Below are 15422 nucleotides of genomic sequence, written 5' to 3' on the forward strand. Positions count from 1 at the left end.
GGCCGTCTTTTTGTCGATTGACTTGGTCGATGTGATCTGGTGCGGATTGATGTCCTGAAAAAAGCTGATGCCTGTGTCGGACGACTGCTGGTCAATCTGTTACCGCAAGTCGACCCGGAAACCGGCGGGCAGGATCCCGGATCCATCCTTCTTATCCGCCCGGGCGGGATTGGTGATGCCGTGCTGCTGTCTCCGGCCATCCTGGCGCTGAAGGAAAAGTTTCCCTCCTGTCGTATCGACGTTCTCGCCGAGCGACGCAACGCCCAGGTGTTCGGCCTCTGTCCGGCTGTCGAACGGGTCGACTGCTATGACCGGGGAGGAACCTTGCTGCGGGTGTTGCGGCGCAGGTACGATGTTGTCATCGACACCGAGCAGTGGCACCGGCTGTCGGCTGTGGTTGTCCGACTGATCCGTTCACGACTGAAGATTGGTTTTGGCACCAACGAGCGCCGGCGGATGTTCGGTCATGCTGTCGATTACCGTCACGACCGGTACGAGGCTGACAGTTTTTTCGACCTGCTGGCGTCGCTGGGCATTTCGCCGGGCCCGGTCGAAATGCCTTTTCTGACGGTGCCTGAGGCTGCCAGGAAAGAGGTCGCGAAGCTTCTTTCCGGACTGGGCGGCCGCCCCTTTGTGGCGCTCTTTCCCGGCGCCAGTATTGCCGAGCGTCGCTGGGGAGGGGCGAAGTTTCGCGAGCTGGCGGCGGCGATTGTCCAACAGGGAAGGGCGGCGGTCGTTGTCGGCGGGCCGGAGGATCGCGAGGTCGGCGATTTCATTGTCGAAGGCCTGGCGCCGGGGCTGAACCTGGCGGGACGGACCTCGCTGGCAGGGAGCGCGGCGGTTCTGTCGCAGGCGCAGATGCTGGTTTCGGGCGATTCCGGAGTGTTGCATCTGGCGGTCGGACTCGGGGTGCCTACCGTTTCGCTCTTTGGTCCCGGCATCGCCGAGAAGTGGGCGCCGCGGGGAGACAGGCATGTCGTGATTCGGCGGCACCTTGACTGTTCGCCCTGTACCCGCTTCGGTTACACGCCCGATTGTCCTGTCGGAGCGAGGTGCATTCAGGAGATATCCGTGGAGGAAGTGCTGCGGGGGGTGGCGTCCCTGTCCGGCGGAGGACGGTGAAGGGTAGGCTTTCCGGACGGTTTCTTGACACTGCCGTTTCAGTGCTTCTAATGTTCGAAAAAACGATTTGCGGAAAAAGGAGGGGCGGATCTTCGCGGATCTGCTCTGATCTTGTACAGAACCTGCCATTGTAAGTGAGGCCGCCTTGCCCCCTGTCTACTATTTTCTTCTTGCGTCGGCTTTTGTGCTGGGAGCCTGCATCGGGTCGTTTCTCAATGTCTGCATCCATCGCATCCCGGCGGGCGAGTCGATCGTCTCGCCCGGATCCCGATGTCCGGGCTGCGGTCGTCCGATCCGCTGGTATGAAAACATCCCCCTGCTCAGCTGGCTGTTGCTGCGAGGGTGCTGCGCCGGCTGCGGCATGCGCATCGCCGTTCGCTATCCGCTGGTCGAGGCACTGACCGGGGGGCTGTTCCTGCTGGTGCTGAAAAGTTTCGGTTTCAGCTGGGGCACGCCGGTCTACTGGTTTTTCGCCGCTGCCCTGGTCGTCATAACCTTTATCGACCTCGATCACCAGATCATTCCCGACGTGATCAGCCTGCCCGGCATCGTGGCCGGATTTGCTGCTTCTTTTCTGCTCCCCTGGCTGTCGTGGGTCGACTCCCTGCTGGGTGTCCTGGCCGGAGGCGGCAGCCTGCTGCTGGTGGCTGGCGTCTATCGGCTGCTGACCGGCAAGGAGGGGATGGGTGGCGGTGATGTGAAGCTTCTGGCCATGATCGGAGCCTTTCTCGGCTGGCAGGCCGTGCTGCCGGTCATCCTTTTTTCTTCCTTTGCCGGATCCGCCGTCGGCATTCCGCTGATGCTGGCGCAAAAGGCCGACGGCAAGCTGGCTCTGCCTTTCGGCCCCTTCCTTTCCCTTGGGGCGCTCATTCAGCTTTTCTGGGGTGAAAAAATCTTTCACTGGTACCTTTCTCTCTTCTGAACCTGATCGGTCGAGAACGGTTCGGTATGCCACATGTTGTGATTGTTTCTTTTTGCATGTACAGCATCTGGAGGTGTGAGCAGGTTCATTTAATTTGCTTGACATGATATCTAATTGACCTATAATTACGCTAAATTTCCCTTATTTTATGTTCACCGGATTCTTTACTATGGCCAAAAATCGGGTAAAAGAAATTCGAGAGTCCCAGTTGATGAGCAAGGCGGAACTGGCGCGCAAGGCCGGTGTGTCGCCCTTGACCATTGACCGCATCGAAAAGGGGGCGGCCTGCAGGGTGGCAACCAAGCGCAAGATCATTCTCGCGCTCGGTCTGGATCTGTCCAGCAAGAATGAGGTTTTTCCGGAATAGAGACGTTGGTATGCCGCTTGCTAACCTGACAAGGGTCCAGTGAATCAACGCTTCGCAGGTCGGGATTGGGGAGTCACATGCTAGGAAAGAAAAAAGAACTCGTCGGAATCGACATCGGGTCCAGTTCCGTCAAGCTGGTCCAGCTGCGGAACGTCAAGGGAGGATATCAGCTGGTCAATCTCGGGCTGCTGCCCCTGCCTCCCGAGGCCATCGTCGATAATTCCATCATGGATTCGGGGGCCATTGTCGAGGCCATCCGGAATCTGGTGGAAAGCCACAAGGTCAAGACAAAAAATGTCGCCGCCTCCGTTTCCGGCCATTCGGTGATCATCCGCAAGATCCAGCTGCCGATCATGACCGAGGATGAAATGGAGGCCTCCATCCAGTGGGAAGCCGAGCAGTATATCCCCTTTGAAATTTCCGAAGTCAACCTCGACTTTCAGATTCTCGGACAGGACACCAAGGATCCGTCCCAGATGAACGTTGTGCTGGTGGCGGCCAAGAAGGATTTTGTCAATGACTACGTGGCTCTGTTTCAGGAGTGCGGCCTGACCCCCATAGTCATGGACATCGACTGTTTCGCCCTGGAAAACGCCTTCGAGATCAACTACGGCGAGGATGAAGAGGAGAACATCGCCCTGATCAACATGGGGGCAAGCGCGATGAACGTCAACGTTCTCAAGGATGGCGCCTCGGTATTCACCCGCGACATCCAGGTTGGCGGCAACAGCTACAACGAAGAGTTGCAGAAGCGGCTCGGCCTGAACAGTGAGGATGCCGAGCGGGTCAAGCTGGGGGGAGAAATCCACGATGTCGATCCCGCCAGCGTCGAGGACGTGCTCAAGGACGCCCAGGCCAATCTCGTGCAGGAAATTCAGCGCTCCCTCGATTTCTTTACGGCCACGACGGCTGACGAGAAGGTGCAGAAGATCTACATAACCGGGGGCGTCTCCCGGTCGCCGGGCATCCGCGCGGCGATCGAGGAGCGGCTCGGGGTTCCGGTCGATCTGCTCAACCCCTTCAACCGTATCAGCTATTCGGAGAAGGATTTCGATCCCGAATATATCGAAGCTGTGGCCCCACTGTTCTCTGTGGCCGTCGGGCTTGGAATGAGGAGGCTGGGCGACAAATGATACGCATCAATCTTTTGCCCGTCCGGGCTGTCCAGAAGCGGGAACAGCTGCGAAGCCAGCTTGTCATTCTTGTCCTGAGCGTCGTTCTGGTCGTCGTGGGGTGTGCCGCGGTCTACATGTCCATGGACGGCAAGATCAGGAACGAACGGGCGGCCATCGACCAGAAAAACCGCAGGATCGCCCAGTTACGCAAGACCATCGGCGAGGTCGGACGGTTCAAGAAGATGCAGGAGGAGTTGCGCGGCAAGCTGGAGGTGCTGCAGACCCTCAAGAGGAACCGTAGCGGACCGGTGCACATTCTCGACGAACTCAACCGTAGCCTGCCGCCCAAGCTCTGGCTGACGAAGTTCAGTGAAAACGGGCCCAACGTGCAGATTTCAGGGGTCGGACTGAACGAGGAAACCGTTGCCAAATTCATGCGCGCGCTGGAGAAGTCGCCCTATTTCAGAAATATCCGTCTCAAGGTGACTGAACAGATGACGAAGAATGGATTGAAGCTCCAGCGGTTCGATATCGCTGCCCAGAAAGAACGTCCGAAAGACTGACCGGTGGCCGGGAGACCAGACATGAACCCAACGGTTGAAAAGATACTCAAGCTGCCTGCTTACCAGCGTGTCCTGCTGCTGTTTCTCGTTCTCGCCCTGATTGTCGGTGCTTTCGTCTGGTTTCTTTTTCTGCCGCAACAGGATGAACTGAAGCGGTTGCAGGCCGAAAACCAGCGGTTGCAGGTGCGGTTGCAGCAGGATCAGCGCATCGCCAACAACCTGCCCAAATTTCGGGCCGAGTACGAAAAGATGAAGAAGCGGCTGGAGGAGGCCCTGACCGAGTTGCCGAACCGGCAGGAAATTCCGTCGCTTCTCACCAGCATCGCGGCCGTGGCCAAGGACAACGGGCTCGACGTGGTGCGGTTTCAGCCCGGTGGAGAGGTCAACAGGGGATTCTACGCCGAAGTGCCGGTCTCGTTACGCCTGTCCGGCACCTATCATCAGGTGGCGCTCTTTTCCTACGCCGTCTCCAAGCTGCCCCGCATTGTCAACCTGCACAATCTCAGCCTGAAGCCGGCCAGGGGCAAGGGGGGGCAGACCATTCTCGACATTTCATGTACTGCGGTGACCTTCAGGTTTGTCGAAAAAGCTCCCAAGGGGAAAAAGAAATGAAAAGGGTTGCAATGCCATCGTTTCTTGTCGCCATCTCCTGCTGTCTGGTGCTGTTGCTGACCGGCTGTCAGGAAGAGTCATCGGCGCCGGCTCCTGTCCGGGTCAGGAAGCCCCGGCCGAAGCCGAAGGTCGTGGCCAAGGCCCAGGCTGCCGAAACGAAAAAGGCCGAAGCGGAGTATGTCTATTCGCCGGCCGGCATGAGGGATCCCTTCGCTCCCCTGCTTCAGGTCAAGACGCCTGTGCAGGGCAAGCAGGCGCCGTTGACGCCCCTGCAGAAGTTTGACCTGCCGCAGTTCAGGATTCTCGGCATCATCATCGGCAAGGGAGAGCCGACCGCCATGGTGGCCGTTCCCGGCGGCAAGTCCTACATTGTCAGAAAGGGTGTCAAGATCGGCAAGAACAATGGGGTGATCACCGAGATCACCACCGATGGCATTCATGTCCGTGAGAAGTATTACGATTTTTCCGGGGCGGTACGCGTGAACGAACAGATGATCAAGCTGCCGCCGCGCAGGGGAGTCTAAGATGATCCGGCAATCTCGGAGAATTTTCAGGTCAGGGGGTCAGGTCATGCGTTTTCGATCCATCTTCGTTCTCGTGGCGGCTTCGGTTCTGCTGTTTGGACAGGTGTCATTCGCCAGGCAGGAGAACAGTCTGTTGTCCATCGGGATGGATGCCAAGGCTGGCAGCCCGACGGTGGTCATCAGGACCGAACGGCCCGTCGGCTACAGCTATACGGTCTACGACTCCTTCGATCCGGTGAGGGTCGTCGTCGACTTCCCCGGCATGGATGTGAGCAAGGTTGCCGACAAGGTCACCTTTTCGGACGTCAATGTCCAGGGCGTGCGGGTATCCTCGTTCGACCTGGAAAGCGGCAAGCTTGGCCGGGTCGAGATCATGCTGGCCAGGACCACCGATTACGATGTCAGGCAGGACGGAACGACGTTTGCCATCAGCTTCAAGAGCGGAAAGGCTGCTACCACCATCGGAGAGAAACTGAAGCAGCCCCAAGCCGGGGAAAAACAGGAGAAGAAGACGGTTTCAGCTCCCGAAGCGGCGTCAACTGCGAACGTTGTTTCCTCAGCCGGGAAGGCCGGGTCGGTCAAGTCCGCTGCCGTGACGGCAGCTACGCCGGAGACGGTGGCAAGGCCGAAAGTGGCCGCCGCCGGTACCGTTGACTTTTCGGGAGTTGACGGTACGCGTGCTTCTTTTGTCGCTCCCGGCATGGAGCGTTATCAGTATTTCCGTCTGGCCGGTCCCCCGCGTCTGGTCGTCGACATCTACGGCGTCAAGCCGGCCTTCAGGAATCGCAATTTCTCCGCCGGCAACGGTTTCAGCCGGGTGCGGGTCGGGGTGTACAAGGACAAGACTCGCTTTGTTTTCGATGCCGAAAACGGTGGCCTGCCGGCCTACGATGTCGCGCAGGTCGGAAATGCGGTTGTTGTCGACTGGAGTGGCAAGGCCATTGACGCCGGGAATGCGAAGGCCGAAACAGCCGCGCCGGCCGGCAAGAGCGCCGTCAAACCGTCATCGGCAGTGCCGGTGGCCATCGAGGCACTCGATTTCGACAGCAAGGACGGCATTTCGACCTTTACCATCCGCATGTCCGGACCGGGCGAGCTGATTCCGGCCGTGCAGGATGGTGACATCGTTCGTTTCGGGGTGGCCAATGCCACCATCAGCCGCAGTCTTCGGCGGGTGATCGATGCATCTTCGTTTCCTTCGGCTGTCAAGCTGATCACTCCCTACATCGTCCAGAACGGAAGTGTTCAGGAAGTCCGTTTCGCCGCCGAGCTGAAGGGCCCGGTCAGTTACCGGGTCAGGCGGTCCGGCAACGAGATCGTCTTTACGACCGAAGACGGTGCCTTTGCCGAATTTGCTCCACCTGCCGAGGAAAAGGTTGCCGTGCCTGTCGAACCGGCGATGGCCAAGACAGAGAAATCTCCCACGGCCAAGCCCGAAACTATCGAGGCTGTCATCGAGCCGGAAGCGAAAAAGGGTGAAGCGGAGGTTGCGGCCGAGCGTCCGGCAACCATGCGCATCGAGCAGGAAAAACCCAGGTATACCGGCGAAAAGATCTCCCTGGTCTTCGACAATGCCGACATCCGCCAGATTCTGCAACTGATCGCCGATGTGTCGGGTCTCAACATCATAGCCAGCGACGAGATCAAGGGGAGCATCACCCTGCGTCTTATCGATGTGCCCTGGGATCAGGCCCTCGACCTGATCATGGACATCAAGGACCTGGGCATGCTCAGGGAAGGGAACATCGCCCGTATTCTGCCCCGGGCCCGTATCCGCTCCATGGAAGAAGCCAAGCTGACGGCCAGGCGGACCAAGGAGCGTCTGGAAGATCTGGCGACCGAGGTCATCATGGTCAGTCATACCGATTTGGCCAATGTTTCCGGCCCAGCTTCGGAGCTGCTGACCGAACGGGGCAAGATTACCGAGGACGCCCGCAACAAGCAGATCATCGTCACCGACGTGCCTTCGGTCATCGAGAAGATCAAGCAGCTGGTCAAGATTCTCGACACGCCGGAGCGGCAGGTGCTGATCGAATCGCGCATTGTCGAGGCAAATTCGAACTTCGCCCGCGATCTCGGTGTCAAATGGGGTTATTCCTATGACCAGCAGCGCGGCGGGGCTACCGGAGACAAGTTCGCCGCGCTCGACAATGCCAGCCTCGGGCTGGGCGGCAGTTTCCTCCTCGCCCCCGGAGCGATTTCCGGTGGATCATCTTCGGGCTTGGGAACCAGTTTTACCTTCGGTCGTCTCGGTGTCGACAGCAGTGTTCTCGACTTGCGGATTTCCGCCCTTGAGACGGCCGGTCATGGCAAGGTGGTCAGCCAGCCTCGCATCGCGACCCTGAACGGGGAACCGGCGATGATCTCCCAGGGAACCAAGATTCCCTACCAGTCGGTCAGTGACGAAGGGACCGAGACCAAGTTCGAAAATGCCGAGCTGAAGCTCGAGGTGACGCCGGTCATCAACCCGGACGACACCATCATCCTCGAAATCGTCGCTTCCAACAGCTCGGTAGGCGCTACCGTGCCGACCGGTGTCGGTGACGCCATCGCCATCGACGAGAAGAAGGCCGAAACCAAGGTGCTGGTCCGCGACGGGGAAACCACGGTTATCGGCGGTATCTTCGTCGAGGACGAACGTTACAGTGAGTCGGGTGTTCCCGTGCTGATGCATATCCCCTTCGTCGGCGGCCTCTTCAGGTCGTCGACCAAATCCAACGAGCGGCGTGAACTGCTGATTTTCATCACGCCGAGAATCATGCAGTAGGACATTCCGGAAATTTCGCAGGTGGAAAAGGGCAGGGGTTCCTGCCCTTTTCTGCTTTGCAGGTTGAGGGATGCACGTTGGCTGAGACGATGAACATCGTGCTGGTAGGTTTCATGGCTTCGGGCAAGAGCACCGTCGGCAAGGCGCTGGCCGACAGGCTGGGCTGGCAGTTCGTCGACTGTGACGAGCTCGTTGTCGGCAAGGCCGGTCGAAGCATACCGGAGATTTTCGCCGGCGATGGCGAGGAAGTCTTTCGTGATCTCGAAACCGCGGTGCTGGATGAGCTGCAGGGGCGACAGGGAACGGTGATCGCGACCGGCGGCGGGATCGTGACCCGTGAAGCCAACTGGGAGCTGATGCGTCGGCTCGGACCGGTCGTCTTTTTGCGCACTGCCCCGGAGATTCTGCGCCAGCGCCTGCTGGCGGCAAGCGGCCGTCCCCTGGCGGACGGGATGGACTGGGAGGCGATTCTCTTGCGCTATCGGCAGCGGCTTCCGGCCTACGAAAGAGCCGATGTCACTGTCGATATCGAGGACGAGCCGCCCGCGATGATCGTCGAAAGAATCTGTACATTACTTGCAGGAGAAGTGGATCGTGAGCGTGATGACTGAATTGCAGGTTGGACTTGATACGCGCAGCTACCCGATCTGGATCGGCGCCGGGATTCTGGAGCGGCTCGCCGAGCTGCTCGACGGGCGGGATTTTCCCCGGCGCCTGGCCCTGGTCAGCAACCCGGTCGTTGCCGATCTTTATGCCGAAAGGCTCGGCGCGGGGCTGGAGGCGGCCGGTTACCGGGTCGAGCGCATCATCGTTCCCGAAGGTGAAGAGCACAAAAATCTCGACACCTACCGGCGAATCATGACCTCACTCATCGAGTCCGGTTTCGACCGTCGGTCGGGACTGATCGCTCTGGGCGGCGGCGTGATCGGGGATCTGACCGGATTTGTCGCCGCCACCTATCTGCGCGGCATCCCCTTTCTGCAGGTTCCGACCAGCCTGCTGGCCCAGGTCGACAGCTCGGTCGGAGGCAAGACCGGCGTCAACCATCCGCTGGGAAAGAACCTGATCGGTGCTTTCTACCAGCCCCGGGGGGTTCTGATCGACGTCGACACGCTGAAGACGCTGCCGGAGCGGGAGTTTCACGCCGGCATGGCCGAGGTGGTCAAATACGGGGTGATCCGGGACCGGGCTTTTTTCGACTGGCTGGACGATTCCTGGCAGAGGATTTTGCGACACGACCGCGAAGCCCTTGTCCACCTGGTTGAGAAGTCTTGCCAAACCAAGGCTAATATTGTAGAAAGTGACGAAAAAGAAAAGGGTTTGCGGGCCATTCTCAATTACGGACACACCTTCGGTCATGCTGTTGAAACCCTTGCCGGCTACGGCGAGGTCCGGCACGGAGAGGCGGTGGCCATGGGGATGAAGGTGGCCGCCGAAATTGCACATCGCAAAGGCTGCTGCAGCGCTGACGAGGTGCGGGCTGTCTGCGATCTGCTGCAAAAATTCAGGTTGCCGGTCGCGCCTCCCGAGTTTGCCCTCGACGAGCTGATGGCGGCCATGTTGCGGGACAAGAAAGTTCAGGATGGCCGTCTGCGCCTGGTGCTGAATGTCGGGATCGGTGATTGCCGCATCGACGAGATCGACGATCCCCGCTCCCTTTTCGCCGCCGTCCTGTCCCACTGAGGAAGGATCAGGAGGATCCATGACCAGCGACACCACCACCCTGCTTGGCAAGATCGCCGGTTATACGGAAATCCTTGCCAAGGATCCCCAGTCCACCGTTTTCGTTTCCCTTGCCGAAGCCTATCGCCAGATCGGCATGCTCGACGATGCCCTGGAGATTGCCGAGAAGGGAACGCGGAGCCTGCCGCGTTTCACGCCCGGATTTGTTGCGCTTGGCCGCATTCTGGCGCAAAAGGGGAATCTGGCTGAGGCGGCACTGGCTTTTGAAAAGGCGCTTTCCATCGAAAAGGACAATCTGCGGGCGATCAAGGGGCTGGCGCGTGTTCGGTTTCGGCAGGGGTACCGGGAGAAGGCGAGGGAGCTGTTGCTGCGCGGCCAGGCGATCAAGGCCGACGATCCCGTCATCCGGAAGATGCTGGCATCTCTCGGCCAGGAACAGGCACCGGTTGCGGATGCCGGGGCGAATGACCGGGAGCAGCCGGTGGCGAAGGCATCTTTCGGGACCGCGACCGGGGAGTCGTCCGGCGATACCGCGGAACCGGAGCAGGAACCGCCCTTTCTCACCCCGACCCTGGCCGAACTTTACGTCAAGCAGGGACTGTTGCACGACGCTGCCCGGGTCTATCGGGAGATTCTGCGCCGGAAACCGGACAACGAGGCGATCCGCAGTCGCCTGGTGGCCCTGAAAAAACGGCTCGAGGCCGAAGGCCAGGTCGGAACCGACGAGCCATCCGCTGGCGAGCCATCCGCCGGTGAGGAAGTCGACGGTGCGCCGGCCGCCGAAGAGACCGAAGCGGTCGAGCCCGAGTCCAGGGGCGGGGCCGGCGACGCGGTTCAGGATGAAAAGGAGCGGTTGACGGACATCTACCAGCGCTGGCTGGCTGCAATCGACAAGAGGAGGGCCGATGTTCGCTGATATTCTGAAGACCATCGTCGAGGAGACGCGTGGCGGTGCCGGAGCCGTACTCATGGGCTATGACGGGATCGCCATCGACCAGTACTTCAAGCCGGTCGAAGGGCTCGACCTGCAGCTCGTGGCCGTCGAATACGCCAACATTCTCAAGGACATCAAGCGGACGGCCGAAATTCTCGACAGCGGAGACATGGAGGAGGTCAGCATCCGGACCGGTCGCTTCTACGTGCTGATCCGCATTCTCAACGACGACTATTTCGTCGCCCTGACCCTTGATCGCGACGGCAATTTCGGCAAGGGGCGGTACCTGCTCATGCGTGAGGCGCCCAACCTGCGGGCGGCCCTGGAATGATTCACAAGATGAAGATCCTCGTGCTGCATGGCCCCAATCTCAACCTGCTGGGCAGGCGCGAACCGGAAATCTACGGTACGCGAACCCTGGAGGAGATCGACGATTCGCTGCGCCGGCTGGCCGGCGAGCTGGGCGTGACGGTCGAAACCTGCCAGTCCAATCATGAAGGTGTGCTGATCGACCGGATCCATGACGCCCAGGCCCGGGGCGTCACCGGCCTGATCGTCAATCCGGGGGGGCTGACGCATACCAGCGTCGCCTTGCGGGATGCCATTGCCGGCGTCGCTCTTCCCTGTATCGAAGTGCATCTGTCCAACATTCATGCCCGGGAGGAATTCCGTCGCCACTCGCTGATCGCGCCGGTTGTCATCGGGCAGATCTGCGGGCTTGGCGAGGAAGGCTATCGCCTCGCCCTGCGGGCGTTGGCCGCCCGTCTGGCAGAAGGCTGAAAAACGGTTGCGGTTGGCGTGTTCTCAGGCCCGCAGGCTCATGACGTTTTCCGGCTACTGCAAAACCGAATCTCAACAGATATATTTGTAACGCCATGCTGACATCCTTTCTGGCGGAAAACGACCTTGACGGGGTCGTTTTCTTTCATCTGCCCAACATCCGTTATCTCTGCGGTTTTACCGGTACCGACGGCGCCCTGGTCGCGACACCCGGCCGGACTGTCTTTCTGACCGATTCCCGCTACACCACCCAGGCCCGCCGGCAGGTGCGGGCCGACGAGGTGAGCGAATACCGGCAGAAAATCGAGGGGGTGGCCGAGTTCCTGCGGGAAACGGGGGTACGCCGCTGCGGTTTTGAAGCGACCACCCTGGCCTATGGCCTGTGGAGCAAACTGCGGGAGAAAGTCGGCAGTGACTGCGAGCTTGTTCCCCTCGACGACGCCGTCGACCGCCTGCGACGGATCAAGAGTGACGTCGAGGTCGCTGCCCTGTTACGGGCCGCCGGGCTCCATCGCCGGGCTTTCGACGAGGTTCGAACGATGATCCGGCCCGGCGTTACGGAACGGCAGATCGCCCTGGAGCTGGAGATCTCCCTCAAGCGTTTCGGAGCGGAGGAGAAGGCCTTCGATTTCATCGTCGCTTCCGGAGAACGCGGGGCCATGCCGCACGGTGTCGCCAGCGATCGCGCAATAGGCGAGGGCGAGCTGGTGACCATCGATTTCGGAGTCCGCCTCGATGGCTATCACAGCGACGAGACGATCACTCTGGCGGTCGGCGAAATCTCTTCGGATTTGCGCCGGATTTATGATATCGTCCTCGCGGCGCACGACGCCGCCCTTGAGGCGGTGACTCCCGGCATGAGTCTCCGGGCCCTGGACGCCGTCGCCCGCGACCTGATCGCCGCTGAAGGCTATGGCGACTTTTTCGGGCATGGTCTCGGGCATGGCGTAGGACTGGAGATTCACGAATATCCGGCCATATCCCCCCGGGCCGAGGGGCTGGTGGAGGCCGGGATGGTACTGACCATCGAGCCGGGCATCTATGTTCCCGGCCTGGGAGGTGTCCGGATCGAGGACATGGTCAGGGTGACCGATGACGGCTGCGAAATTCTGACCCGGCTTCCCAAGGCTTTCAACCGGCTGGTCTGAGCCGGTTCAATCCAGGATCATCACGTGTCGCGGACTGCCAGAACGGTTCCGGGACAGACACGCAAAGGAGACGGAATGATGGATATCAAGGATCTGAAAACGCTGATCAAGCTGGTGACCGACACCGATATTACCGAATTCGAACTGGAAAACGCCGAGGAGAAGATTCTGATCAAGCGCGGCCCGAGCCAGGAAATCATCCAGGTGCAGGCGCCCCAGGCTCCCGTGGTCACGGCCGTACCGCCCGTGGCCGCCGCGCCGGCGGCTGCGGCGGCTCCCCAGGCGGCGCCGGCGGAAAGCGCCCCGGCCGAGGACGACAGGTACAAGACCATCAACAGCCCCATCGTCGGCACCTTCTACCGCAAGCCGAGTCCGGACGCCGATCCCTTCGTCAAGGAGGGGGATATCGTCGAGGCGGGACAGACTGTCTGCCTGGTCGAGGCGATGAAGCTGTTCAACGAGATCGAGGCCGAGTTCAAGTGTCGCATCGTCGAGGTGCTCAAGGACGATGCCTCGCCCGTCGAGTTTGGAGACGCCCTGTTCCGGGTCGAACCCCTCTGATGCCGTTCGCGGGACGATCGAGCAGTCAACCCAAACTGAACGGAGAGAGGGCATGTTTCACAAGATTCTGATCGCCAATCGTGGGGAAATCGCCCTGCGCATCATCCGGGCCTGCAAGGAACTCGGCATCAAGACCGTTGCGGTCCATTCCGATGTCGACAGTGAGTCCCTGCATGTCAAGCTCGCCGACCAGAGCGTCTGCATCGGCCGGGCGCCGAGTTCCGAGAGCTATCTCAACATCAAGGCCATCATCAGTGCCGCCGAGGTGACCGACGCCGACGCGATTCATCCCGGTTACGGTTTTCTGGCGGAAAACGCCGAGTTCGCCGAAATCTGCCAGCAGTGCGGCATCACCTTCATCGGTCCTTCCCCCGAAAGCATTCGCCTGATGGGGGACAAGATTCGCGCCCGTCAGACGGTGACGGAAGCCGGCGTGCCGATTCTGCCCGGCACCAAGGACAACGTTCCCGACATCGAGACGGCCCAGAAGATCGCCGCCGAGATCGGCTATCCGGTCATCATCAAGGCGACCGCCGGCGGTGGCGGTCGCGGCATGAAGGTGGTTCACACCCCGGCGCACCTGCCCAACGCCTTCGCCTCCGCCCGCACCGAGGCCGAGGCCGGATTCGGCAATCCCGACGTCTATATCGAAAAATTCTGTGAAGCGCCCCGGCACGTCGAGATCCAGATCATGGCCGACCGCCAGGGGAACGTCATCCATCTTGGCGAGCGCGACTGCTCCATTCAGCGACGGCACCAGAAGCTGATCGAGGAATCGCCCTGCCCGGTGCTGACCCCCGCCGTCCGCAGGAAGATGGGGGAATGCGCCGTCGCCGCGGCGGAGAAGGTCGGTTATCACAGTGTCGGCACCGTCGAGTTTCTGCTCGACAAGGATCTCAACTTCTACTTCATGGAGATGAACACCCGGGTGCAGGTCGAGCATCCGGTGACCGAAATGGTGACCGGCGTCGACATCATCAAGGAGCAGATCCGCATCGCCGCCGGCGAGCCCCTGCGTTTCAGGCAGAAGGACATCAAGATTCAGGGACACGCCATCGAGTGCCGCATCAACGCCGAAGATCCGGAGAAATTCACGCCCTGTCCCGGCAAGATCGACGGCTATCACACTCCCGGCGGCATGGGAGTGCGGGTCGACAGCGCCGTCTATGACCAGTACACGGTGCTGCCGCATTACGATTCGATGATCGCCAAGCTCATCGTACACGCGGAGACGCGCGAGGAAGCGGTCAAGAAGATGGCCTGCGCCCTGGACGAATACATCATCGAGGGAATCCGGACCACTATTCCCTTTCACCAGAAGATCATGAGCAACCGCGAATTCATCGACGGTGTCGATGTCGACACCGGATTTCTCGAAAGGGTCAAGCTCTGATCCTTTTGCGCATGGATGCCGGGGCCGGGGGAAGACCCCTCGGCCCCGTTCGTTTTTCGGCGAAAAGATGGTGACAGTCTGGCGATTGCTTCGCTCGGGACATCTGAGCGGGGCGGAAAACATGGCCATTGACCAGGCGCTGCTCGAAAGTGTTGCCGCCGGCAGGTCGGGTCCGGTACTGCGCCTCTACCGCTGGCGGCCGGCGACGGTGACGCTCGGTTACGCCCAGCGGGGGGAGCGGGTGGTCAACCTGCAGGCCTGCCGGAAACTGGGGCTGGACGTGGTGCGACGCTGTACCGGGGGGCGGGCGGTGCTGCACGACGACGAGGTGACCTACGCCGTGGTCGCGCCGACGGGGGGCGGCCTGTTCCCCCATTCGGTATTGGAAAGCTATCGCATGATCGCCCGGGCCCTGTGCGGGATCTATCATGCCCTGGGACTGGAGGCGCGTCTTGCCCCGGGGCGGCAGCCGGGGGTGCGCGGCGGGGCCGCCGAGCAGAGCGCCTGTTTCACCGCCCCCGGGCAGTACGAACTGGTCTACCGGGGTTGCAAACTGGCCGGCTGCGCCCAGAAACGGGTTCCGGGGGCCTTCCTGCAGCATGGCAGTCTGCCGGTCAATCTCGATCTCGCCCGGCTCTATGCCGCTCTCGATACCGAGGGACGCTTCTCTCCGGAAGCCGGTGCCAGAGTGCTGGCCGGTCATGTCGGCTGGATCAACCGCTGGCTGGACACTCCGGTGAGCGTCTCCCGGGTCGAGGAGATCCTGCTGCAGTCTTTCTCCGCGGTCATGGAGGCCGATCTGGTTCCTTCCCGGCTGACGGCGGCCGAGGAAGACCGGGCACGGCAGCTGCTGGCGGATTGCTACGCCAGGGACGAATGGAACCTGAAGGGGCTTGTGTGCGAGCCGGCTCCAGAACGTTGATCGGGAAGT

General features: G+C 60.8%; 17 protein-coding genes. All 17 read left to right on the plus strand.

The window, feature by feature from the left end:
* The first annotated feature begins 39 nt into the window (after positions 1 to 39).
* Positions 40 to 1122 (plus strand): glycosyltransferase family 9 protein, encoded by a 1083-nt coding sequence (locus tag EDC39_RS00565; protein ID WP_187426570.1) that lies wholly within the window; start codon positions 40 to 42, stop codon positions 1120 to 1122.
* Positions 1123 to 1267: 145 nt separating this feature from the next.
* On the plus strand, positions 1268 to 2044 hold the full coding sequence (locus EDC39_RS00570) for a prepilin peptidase (protein ID WP_148894153.1): 777 nt from the start codon (positions 1268 to 1270) through the stop codon (positions 2042 to 2044).
* A gap of 169 nt (positions 2045 to 2213) precedes the next feature.
* A complete protein-coding gene (locus EDC39_RS00575; protein WP_148894586.1) occupies positions 2214 to 2411 on the plus strand; it encodes a helix-turn-helix transcriptional regulator in 198 nt (65 codons plus the stop codon).
* A gap of 77 nt (positions 2412 to 2488) precedes the next feature.
* A complete protein-coding gene (gene pilM / locus EDC39_RS00580) occupies positions 2489 to 3544 on the plus strand; it encodes a type IV pilus biogenesis protein PilM (protein WP_148894154.1) in 1056 nt (351 codons plus the stop codon).
* Complete coding sequence (locus EDC39_RS00585) at positions 3541 to 4089, plus strand: PilN domain-containing protein (RefSeq protein ID WP_148894155.1); 549 nt, start codon at positions 3541 to 3543, stop codon at positions 4087 to 4089. Before pilM ends, EDC39_RS00585 begins: the two co-directional genes overlap by 4 nt.
* A 21-nt stretch (positions 4090 to 4110) precedes the next feature.
* A complete protein-coding gene (locus EDC39_RS00590; RefSeq protein WP_148894156.1) occupies positions 4111 to 4701 on the plus strand; it encodes a type IV pilus inner membrane component PilO in 591 nt (196 codons plus the stop codon).
* Entirely contained in the window at positions 4698 to 5225 is a 528-nt protein-coding gene (locus EDC39_RS00595; protein WP_187426571.1) for a pilus assembly protein PilP, read from the plus strand. Before EDC39_RS00590 ends, EDC39_RS00595 begins: the two co-directional genes overlap by 4 nt.
* A gap of 46 nt (positions 5226 to 5271) precedes the next feature.
* A complete protein-coding gene (gene pilQ, locus EDC39_RS00600; RefSeq protein ID WP_187426572.1) occupies positions 5272 to 7992 on the plus strand; it encodes a type IV pilus secretin family protein in 2721 nt (906 codons plus the stop codon).
* A gap of 77 nt (positions 7993 to 8069) precedes the next feature.
* Positions 8070 to 8603, plus strand: coding sequence for a shikimate kinase (locus EDC39_RS00605; RefSeq protein WP_148894159.1), 534 nt, complete (start codon positions 8070 to 8072; stop codon positions 8601 to 8603).
* Complete coding sequence (gene aroB / locus EDC39_RS00610) at positions 8596 to 9675, plus strand: 3-dehydroquinate synthase (RefSeq protein ID WP_148894588.1); 1080 nt, start codon at positions 8596 to 8598, stop codon at positions 9673 to 9675. Before EDC39_RS00605 ends, aroB begins: the two co-directional genes overlap by 8 nt.
* Positions 9676 to 9694: 19 nt before the next feature.
* A complete protein-coding gene (locus EDC39_RS00615) occupies positions 9695 to 10591 on the plus strand; it encodes a tetratricopeptide repeat protein (protein ID WP_187426573.1) in 897 nt (298 codons plus the stop codon).
* Positions 10581 to 10940 (plus strand): roadblock/LC7 domain-containing protein, encoded by a 360-nt coding sequence (locus EDC39_RS00620; protein WP_148894161.1) that lies wholly within the window; start codon positions 10581 to 10583, stop codon positions 10938 to 10940. The genes EDC39_RS00615 and EDC39_RS00620 overlap by 11 nt, the downstream gene beginning before the upstream one ends.
* An 8-nt stretch (positions 10941 to 10948) precedes the next feature.
* On the plus strand, positions 10949 to 11389 hold the full coding sequence (aroQ, locus tag EDC39_RS00625; protein ID WP_148894590.1) for a type II 3-dehydroquinate dehydratase: 441 nt from the start codon (positions 10949 to 10951) through the stop codon (positions 11387 to 11389).
* Between the two features lie 95 nt (positions 11390 to 11484).
* The gene (locus tag EDC39_RS00630) at positions 11485 to 12537 is read left to right on the plus strand and encodes a M24 family metallopeptidase (RefSeq protein ID WP_148894162.1); all 1053 of its coding nucleotides are present in this window, start codon (positions 11485 to 11487) and stop codon (positions 12535 to 12537) included.
* A 78-nt stretch (positions 12538 to 12615) separates the two neighbouring features.
* Entirely contained in the window at positions 12616 to 13098 is a 483-nt protein-coding gene (gene accB, locus EDC39_RS00635; RefSeq protein WP_148894592.1) for an acetyl-CoA carboxylase biotin carboxyl carrier protein, read from the plus strand.
* A 52-nt stretch (positions 13099 to 13150) separates the two neighbouring features.
* Entirely contained in the window at positions 13151 to 14491 is a 1341-nt protein-coding gene (gene accC / locus EDC39_RS00640; RefSeq protein WP_148894163.1) for an acetyl-CoA carboxylase biotin carboxylase subunit, read from the plus strand.
* Positions 14492 to 14612: 121 nt separating this feature from the next.
* Positions 14613 to 15413: a lipoate--protein ligase family protein gene (locus EDC39_RS00645; protein ID WP_187426574.1), complete on the plus strand. Its 801-nt coding sequence runs from the start codon at positions 14613 to 14615 to the stop codon at positions 15411 to 15413.
* Positions 15414 to 15422: the final 9 nt, after the last annotated feature.

This window comes from Geothermobacter ehrlichii, assembly GCF_008124615.1.
In the GTDB taxonomy this organism is placed as follows: Bacteria; Desulfobacterota; Desulfuromonadia; order Desulfuromonadales; family Geothermobacteraceae; genus Geothermobacter; species Geothermobacter ehrlichii.